1 protein-coding gene and 1 pseudogene are annotated in these 662 nt (G+C 70.2%); both read right to left on the reverse strand.

What is annotated here, in order from left to right:
* Positions 1-360, reverse strand: a pseudogene (locus tag TN53_RS41600) (acyl-CoA dehydrogenase family protein); the annotation flags it as partial.
* A gap of 14 nt (positions 361-374) precedes the next feature.
* The coding region (locus tag TN53_RS41605; protein ID WP_420719170.1) for a thiolase C-terminal domain-containing protein at positions 375-662 on the reverse strand (288 nt) is incomplete at its 5' end.

A 662-nucleotide genomic window follows, 5' to 3' on the forward strand; every position in this document is an offset into this window, starting at 1 on the left:
GGCGAGGATCGTCGGGCCGATCATGCCCAGGCCGATCACGCCGAGCACACCGGTGTCGGGGACGTCGTACGCGGACTCGACGGCGTCGTAGAGCAGGTCGTGGACGGGGGTCAGGCCCCGGCCGCCGTACTCGGGCGGTCCCGTGATCCAGCCGAAGCCGTTCTCGTGGCGGATCCGCTGCCACTCCCGCGCCCGTCGCACGTGTTCCCGCTCCTCCTCGGGCGGGAGGCTGCTGAAGTACGCCATCGAGTCGTCGCCCTCGCCCCAGGTGAAGGCGGTGCGGTCGGGGGCCTTCGCCGCGTAGGCGTCGAGGAAGCTGCGTGCCTCGGCGGCGAACGTGTCCATGTCGTCGTGGTCCATATCCGGCTCCGCTTTCAGGTCGACAGGATCGTCACCGCCGACGCGCCGGGCGCGCCGTACAGGTGGGTGTAGCCGACGCGGGGGGTACCGGGAACCTGGCGTGTCCCCGCCGTGCCGCGCAGTTGGAGGACGATCTCGTGGATCTGGCGCAGTCCGGACGCACCGATCGGTTCCCCGTTGCCGAGCAGTCCGCCATCGGTGTTGACCGGGAGCCGGCCCCCGATCTCGGTGACACCCTCGGCGATGAGGCGCTCCTGCTCACCGTCCTTGCAGAGGCCGTTCTCGGCCATATGGATGATCTC

The sequence above is a fragment of the Streptomyces sp. WM6386 genome, assembly GCF_000972385.1.
Taxonomy (GTDB): Bacteria; Actinomycetota; Actinomycetes; order Streptomycetales; family Streptomycetaceae; genus Streptomyces.